This is a genomic window from Bradyrhizobium sp., assembly GCF_049519115.1.
GTDB lineage: Bacteria > Pseudomonadota > Alphaproteobacteria > Rhizobiales > Xanthobacteraceae > Bradyrhizobium.
In genome coordinates, this window is record NZ_JBEKRB010000124.1 from 1 (window position 1) to 6,779 (window position 6,779).

General features: G+C 59.6%; 7 protein-coding genes and 1 pseudogene. 1 reads left to right on the forward strand and 7 read right to left on the reverse strand.

The window, feature by feature from the left end; translation table 11 throughout:
- The first annotated feature begins 360 nt into the window (after window positions 1-360).
- A complete protein-coding gene (locus tag ABSE61_RS35400) occupies window positions 361-819 on the forward strand; it encodes a hypothetical protein (RefSeq protein WP_423875811.1) in 459 nt (152 codons plus the stop codon).
- Window positions 820-1,040: 221 nt separating this feature from the next.
- Here the strand turns inward: ABSE61_RS35400 and ABSE61_RS35405 are convergent, their stop codons facing one another.
- The 7 genes and pseudogenes from ABSE61_RS35405 to ABSE61_RS35435 all read right to left on the reverse strand — a co-directional run.
- The gene (locus ABSE61_RS35405) at window positions 1,041-1,370 is read right to left on the reverse strand and encodes a hypothetical protein (RefSeq protein WP_423875812.1); all 330 of its coding nucleotides are present in this window, start codon (window positions 1,368-1,370) and stop codon (window positions 1,041-1,043) included.
- 965 nt (window positions 1,371-2,335) lie between these two features.
- Window positions 2,336-2,601 (reverse strand): annotated as a pseudogene (gene opgC / locus ABSE61_RS35410) (OpgC domain-containing protein); the annotation flags it as partial.
- Window positions 2,602-2,839: 238 nt separating this feature from the next.
- Window positions 2,840-3,562: an ABC transporter ATP-binding protein gene (locus ABSE61_RS35415; RefSeq protein ID WP_423875813.1), complete on the reverse strand. Its 723-nt coding sequence runs from the start codon at window positions 3,560-3,562 to the stop codon at window positions 2,840-2,842.
- Complete coding sequence (locus ABSE61_RS35420) at window positions 3,559-4,308, reverse strand: ABC transporter ATP-binding protein (protein WP_423875814.1); 750 nt, start codon at window positions 4,306-4,308, stop codon at window positions 3,559-3,561. The genes ABSE61_RS35415 and ABSE61_RS35420 overlap by 4 nt, the downstream gene beginning before the upstream one ends.
- Entirely contained in the window at window positions 4,305-5,258 is a 954-nt protein-coding gene (locus ABSE61_RS35425) for a branched-chain amino acid ABC transporter permease (protein ID WP_423875815.1), read from the reverse strand. The genes ABSE61_RS35420 and ABSE61_RS35425 overlap by 4 nt, the downstream gene beginning before the upstream one ends.
- Window positions 5,255-6,124: a branched-chain amino acid ABC transporter permease gene (locus ABSE61_RS35430; RefSeq protein ID WP_423875816.1), complete on the reverse strand. Its 870-nt coding sequence runs from the start codon at window positions 6,122-6,124 to the stop codon at window positions 5,255-5,257. The genes ABSE61_RS35425 and ABSE61_RS35430 overlap by 4 nt, the downstream gene beginning before the upstream one ends.
- 77 nt (window positions 6,125-6,201) lie before the next feature.
- On the reverse strand, window positions 6,202-6,779 hold a 578-nt coding region (locus ABSE61_RS35435), incomplete at its 5' end, for an ABC transporter substrate-binding protein (protein WP_423875817.1).

Consider the following 6,779-nt stretch of genomic DNA (forward strand, 5'->3'; position numbering starts at 1 on the left):
GATATCCCGATCAAGCAGCCGACCAAGTTCGAGCTTGCCGTCGCAAGACCGCTACGCGAACTTCTCGGTCCCTCAAACGATCATGATCGCACCAACGAGGTCATCGAATGAGCTTCGCTTCTTTCGAAACTGCCGCCTTTGCCTCTTTGGCGAGGCGAGCGTACGCTGCTTCAATTGGCGGCCTCCTTCATTTCAGACCAAGCCTGCGATGTTGCCGATTGGGACATCACTTCAGCTAGTGCAGTGCGGCGACATGCAAAAGTTAATTTGACCTTTTCCAGCCGCGTATGTAGACGAAAATTGTGATCCCGCCGCACGCTAACGAGCGTCCGGCCGCACTCAAGATTTATGGTGTGGAATATGAAATTTGCGACGGGGTTGCTCGCGGCAGTTCTCCTGTTGGCGGGGATGAATGCGAGCCACGCGGCAATCCGGATTACTGATGATCGCGGCGGCCAGATCGGCACTTACGTCGACAAATATCAGAGCCTACGCACTTCGGGCGAGACGATTATCATCGACGGTCTGTGCGCCTCGGCGTGCACCGTCGTTCTAGGCGAGGTTCCGCATGACAGGATCTGCGTAACGTCGCACGCCAATCTAGGTTTCCACGCGGCGTGGGATCTTGGCGCTAATGGCCGCGCGGTCATCAACCCCAACGCGACGCAGGCGCTATATTCGCTTTATCCCTCCCCGGTACGGCGCTGGATCGCCGCGCGGGGCGGGCTGAAACCGCAGATGATCTTCCTGCGTGGCAAGGAGCTGATGAGCATGTACCGGCCTTGCTATCTCGACGCGCGGGCTTCCTCACCGCACTGAGGATTTATATTGGTATGACGTGATCGGCAACGCATTGGCGGTGCTCGGCCGGCACCGAATTGATGACTGATATTAGGTCCTTGAGATAGGCATCATTCTTGATCAAATGAAGCTCGGCGACTTCCGTTGATGGACCCTTAGCGGAACCGCATTCTCTGGGGCACCAGAGCGGGACCTATGTAAAGTTCACCGGCCAATCCCGAATTGTTGTGCTGTCCGTTTCATTCCCAGAACGTCACGATCAACCCGCCGATCACGATCAGCGTGCCGCCGAGCCAAACCGGCAATCCCGGTAAGCTGCCGAACACGACAAAGTTCGTGATCTGCCAGACGATGAAAAGCGTGGCGATATACAATCCGACGATGCGTCCAAACTCAACGGGCGGAAGGTTAAGGCAAAAGCCATAGCCAAAGAGAAGCCCGGCCCCGGCAAGGAAGAGCCCACCGCGCAGTGGCCAGGCCGTCTGACTCATCCCCATGCGGACAACAGCGTCTCCTACGGTTTCCAGTGATGTTGCAACGATTAGGAAGAGCAAGATTTTGATGTCCATAAATTCATTTCTCTCGGCGATGCGTCGTGCTGTCGGGCAACCGGCAGTCGAGATGAACCCTCGCGTTTGAGGGAAGCTGGTTGAGAGCTTCCACAACGATCTCCGTCGCTACCGTCCACGCCGCATCGCGAGCGACCCATCCGATGGGTGCGCGACGCCGCTCTAGAAATATTGTGAGTGTCCAGTCGCCACCGTCAGTGGCGTGGTCAATACCATTCGGCTCGATTGAGGAAGGGCTCTGCTTCTTGGTCATCGGCGCACGTCGCACGCTATCCGCGTGGCGGCCCGACCATCGCTTGACCTGTCACTGCACTTTGCAGCGAGCACCCGAGAACAGTTCTACACGTTAGCCGCGCGAAGGCAAGTCGCGAGCATAGGCAGTGCAGGAGGCTCTCAGATGCCGGCCTCTTGCCTCCCAAACAACGCACCGCGGACGTAGGTATCAACGTCCGTTCGTTTAGTGTCGGCTATTGGCTCGAACCGGACCAACGGCGATCTCCGCTGTACTTCCGCTTCTCTAATTGGCCGGTTGGGGGCCAAGCACTTTCAGGCTATCCACTACTGCAGTGTCGATGTCTCTCACGGGCTCGCGCTTCTCTTCGGAATCGGCACCAAGGCCCTTCCATCATGGGATCCGGGGACGAGGCGGAACAATCTTTTGAGCGGCCTCGCCGTCAGTATGACGCCAGGTCCAAGCGGAAGTACGAACTCACCTCATCTATCGTCCCGCGAGGGACATCTTTCCACCGCTGGGTGAAACTCTAGTTGTCTCCTATCGGGTTTGATCGTTCATGGCCCACGCTTTGAGCCAGCACCATTTTTCTTAATGCATCATGCTTTGAGCTGCTTCGTAGAGCATCGTCCGCATCATCTCATCGCGACAGCCCGATATTTTTCTGCTTCAATCCACCTCACCCGATTGATACTCCGAGCTCGTCAGCCCAGACACCGCTCCGACTGACTTGGATTTGCGCGATCTCGGCGATGTGCATCACGAACAGGATGATGTGCGCCACGTAGATCTGCCAGGCAGGCTTGATGAGGCGGACGCCGCCGACCACGAACCCGCGCTCAAGCATCATCCGCGCGTAGACGAATGAAGCCGTGTAGCCCGAGATGAAAATGAACAGATCGGCGGCGTCGCTGAACCCGTAATTTCGTTGGGTGATCCAGTTGACCGGGTTGTTGGGAATGTGGTCGAGAAAGATCGCCCAGTTGGCCCGCGCAGCAGGTCGAGGCGATAGTCGCGACCCTACGGCGGCAGGATGGTCTCGAGCGCCATTGCGTTCGCTCCCTCGGGCCCGCTCACGAGGCGGCGTCTGCAATCATGCTCATCTCATCTTGTCGTTATTCGGCAAGTGAATCGCTGTTCGACAGAAGCGAAGGGCGAAGGAGCAGGTGCGAGTGTTTATCGCAGTAGCCGCATGGCCTGCTTCCGCGGGTATTAGCTTACCGCTGGACTCAGCGGCTCAAGTCAGTGTCCATTCCTCAGCGCTGGCGCCGGCGAGCGCCCGGACCCGCGCCTCGTCGGCGGCAAGTTCCTTGGCCGGTCCCGAATAGACGACGATCCCGTCGTCCAGCACATAGGCGTCGTCGGCGATTTCCAGGCTCATCCGCGCATTCTGTTCGACCAGGAGGATTGAAATACCCTCGGTCTTCATCTGCTGTACGATGCGAAATACTTCACGGACGATAAGCGGCGCCAAGCCTTGCGAAGGTTCGTCGAGAATCAACAGCCTCGGATTCAAGAGTAGCGCGCGGGCGATCGACAGCATCTCCTGTTCGCCGCCGGAAAGCTGACGTCCGCGATTGAGCTTGCGCTCCTCAAGGCGGGGAAACAGCTGGTAGATTCGCGCGATGGTCCAGGGGCCACCGCGTTCCAGCGGAACCTTAAGATTCTCTTCGACGCTGAGATTGGCGAAGATGCGCCGGCCTTCCGGCACATAGCCCACTCCCTGGGCCGCGATGCGAAAGGTCGGCCAACGCGTGGTATCCTGGCCGAAGACCGTGATCTTACCTTCGCGCGCAGGCGTCAGCCCCATCAGGCTGCGCAGCGTGGTGGTTTTGCCCGCGCCGTTGCGTCCGAGCAGTGCGGTGATCTTGCCCTCAGCAACACTGATGCTGACGCCATGCAGGATGTGGCTCTTGCCGTAGTAGGTGTGAAGGTCTTCGGCTGTCAGGGCTGGGGTCATGCGGCGTTACCCAGATAGGCGGCCTGAACGGTCTCGTTGGCGGCGATTTCCTGCGGTGTGCCCTGCGCCAGCATCCGTCCCTGATCGAGCACGCAGATTCGGTCGGCAAGATGAAACACCACGCGCATGTCGTGTTCGATCAACACGATGGTGTAGTTGCTTTCGCGGTGCAGCCGACGGATCAACTGGGTGATCTGGAACGTTTCCTGATCGCCCATCCCCGCGGTCGGCTCGTCGAGCAGCAACAGATGCGGCTTTAAGGCCAGCGCCATCGCGATCTCGGCGGCGCGCTGGTCGCCGTGGGCCAACTCGCCGACCGGCCTGTCGGCCTTGCCTTCCAGCGACACCAGCTTGAGGGTCTCTTCGACGACGGCGTGAAGCTTCGCAGCATCCGAACGGCCGATCCAGGGCCGCAAGCGATATCCGCCGGCGACTTCCGCTGATATGCGGACGTTTTCGAACACGGTGAGTTCTGGGAAGATTTCAGTGATCTGGAAAGTCCGCGCCATGCCGCGGGTGACGCGCTCATGCGTGGAAAGCCGCGTGATGTCGCGACCGTCGAAGACGATGTTGCCGGAGGTCGGCGGAAAGAATCCGCTGATCAGGTTGAAGAAGGTGGTCTTGCCGGCGCCGTTCGGTCCGATGATCGCGCACATTTCACCCTTCGCAACGTTAAGTGAAACGTCGCGCACCGCCACCAGATTGCCGAACCGCTTGGTGACATTGTCGATTTCGAGAACGTTCATGCCTTGCTCCGCTGCAGGAAGCCCAGCAGGCCGCGCGGGAAGAACAGCACCACCAGAACGAAAAGTAGACCTACGAACGACATCCAGTTGACGGTGATGCTCGACAGGTAATCCTGCAAAACCACAAACACGGCGGCGCCGAGCAGCGGACCCCAGAAGCTGCGCATCCCGCCCATCACCGCCATCATGACGAAATCGCCGGACTGGCTGTAGTGAAGTCCCCTTGGATCGGCGAAGTTGTTGACGAGCGCATAGAGCGCGCCGGCAAACCCCATGAAGAAACAGGACAGCGTAAACGCGATCCAGATATGCCGCTCGACGGGAATGCCGAGGAAGCGGGCGCGGCGCTCGTTCTCGCGGATCGCGATCATGGTGCGGCCGAACGGAGAGTGCAGAATGAATGCCATGGCGCCGGCAACCAGCGCAAAGCAGAACAGCACAAAGTAATAGAAGTTGTTGGCGTTGGAGAGAATGTTGAGCTTGAACAGGCCGAAATCGATCGGCTGACGCGAAAATCCGCGCAAACCGTCGTCGCCGCCGGTCAGCGAGCTCCACTGAAAGGCGATGTAATAAAACACTTGTCCGAACGCGATCGTGACCATGGCGAAATAGACGCCGCGCCGGCGTACGATCAGCGTGCCGAGGACGGCGCCGCAAAGACCGCCCAGCAGCATTCCGAGAACAAGCGCAAGCGGCGTACTGGCCGTCAGGAATTTCAGCGTCAACCCTGCGCCATAGGCGCCGAGGCCGAAATAGGCGGCATGGCCGAACGACAGCACACCGGTAAATCCCAGCAGGAAATTCACCGACATCGCCGCCAGCCCGAGCACCAGCACGCGGGTCGCGAGCGCGGTATAGCCGCCCAGCGGCACCATCCAATAGGGGGCGAGCAGCAACGCCGCCCAGATCGCCGCCAGGACGACCAGCTTGCGGATTTGTTCGGCGCTCAACTCATCATTCCCTCTTCGCCGAACAATCCGCGCGGGCGCAACAACAGTACCACCGCCATCATGACGTAGATCACGGCCTCGCTGGCGGCCGGGAGAAACACTGCCGTCAATCCCGACGCCACCCCGATCAGCAGGCCACCAACCAGCGTACCCGGCAGGCTGCCGATGCCACCGACGATGATGGCGATAAAACTCGGCATCAGAAGCCCCGTGCCCATCGTTGGTTCAAGCCCGAGCTGCCCGGCGGCGAGAACGCCGCTGAGACCCGCCAGATAGATGCCGACGGCAAAATTGAGCGAGCGCAGCATCTGCACGTTGATGCCGAGTGCGGCGACGGTCTCGAGATCGAGCGTGCCGGCACGGATACGAATGCCGAGACGGGTGTAACGCAACAGCAGGAACAGGAGCGCCACCGCGATCATCACCACGGCCACCATGAACAGGCGATAGCCGGTGATGAAGAACAGTTCATTGCTCAGCGGTTGCGCCAGAAAGGGGGGAATGGTGACCGGCTTGCCCTGCGGGCCCCAGATGAAGCGGGTGCCATCCTCGATGATGAACGCCAGGCCGAAGGTCAAGAGCAGGCTGTAGAGCGGATCACGCCCGTACAGCGGCCGGATCAGCACGCGCTCGACCGCAAGTCCGATGACGGCCGTCAGCGGCGGCGCCAGCAGCAACGCGCCCCAGAACCCGATATAGGGCGTGATCGTATAGGCGATGTAGCCGCCGATGACGAGAAATCCGCCATGGGCGAAATTGATGACGTTGCTTAAATTGAGAATGAGCGAAAGGCCGAGCGCCATCAGCACGTAGAAGGCGCCGATGATGAGCCCGTTGGTGACGTTAAACAGGAGTAGTTGCGTCATAATTCACCGGAGCAAAACCAATGCAGCTGACCCGGAAGATGTGAGCTCCCGGATCTTAAGGAAAAGATGGCTTGATGCTATGCCGGCCACTGGATGGTGCAGCCGGTCTCGCTGACCGCCGGAGCCGTCTTGTCGCCGGGGACGACCTCGTCGACGCGATAGAGATCTTCCGGGTCGTCCTTGCCCTTCGACTGGGCCTCGCCGACGAAGGCCGATGTCATCAGTTGATGATCGCCCTTGCGGTAGTAAACCTTGTTCGGCTGCAGCTTGATGTTATCGGGCAACTCGAAATTCTCCAGCGCGGCTGCGAGCTTGACCGCGTCGGTGGTTTTCTGCTGGTTCGCGACCAGCGCAAAGCTCATCGCCGAAACGTAGCCGAACCAGTGACGCGCGGTCGGTACGTTACCATTGTTGACCTTGCGAATATCGGCGACGAATTTTTCGACGCCGGGAACGCCGGGCTGCTTCCAGTACCATTCGAACATCCAGATGCCGATACGCGCTTCCGGCGGCAGGCCGGCAAGCGATTCAAGCTCCTGCTGGGTTCCTGCCACATGGATCTGCTTGTTGAGGCCGAACTGCACGATCTGCTTGAGGCAGTTGATCATGTCGGAGCCCTGCACCAGGAGCAGCAGCACGTCCGGATTGGCGGCAC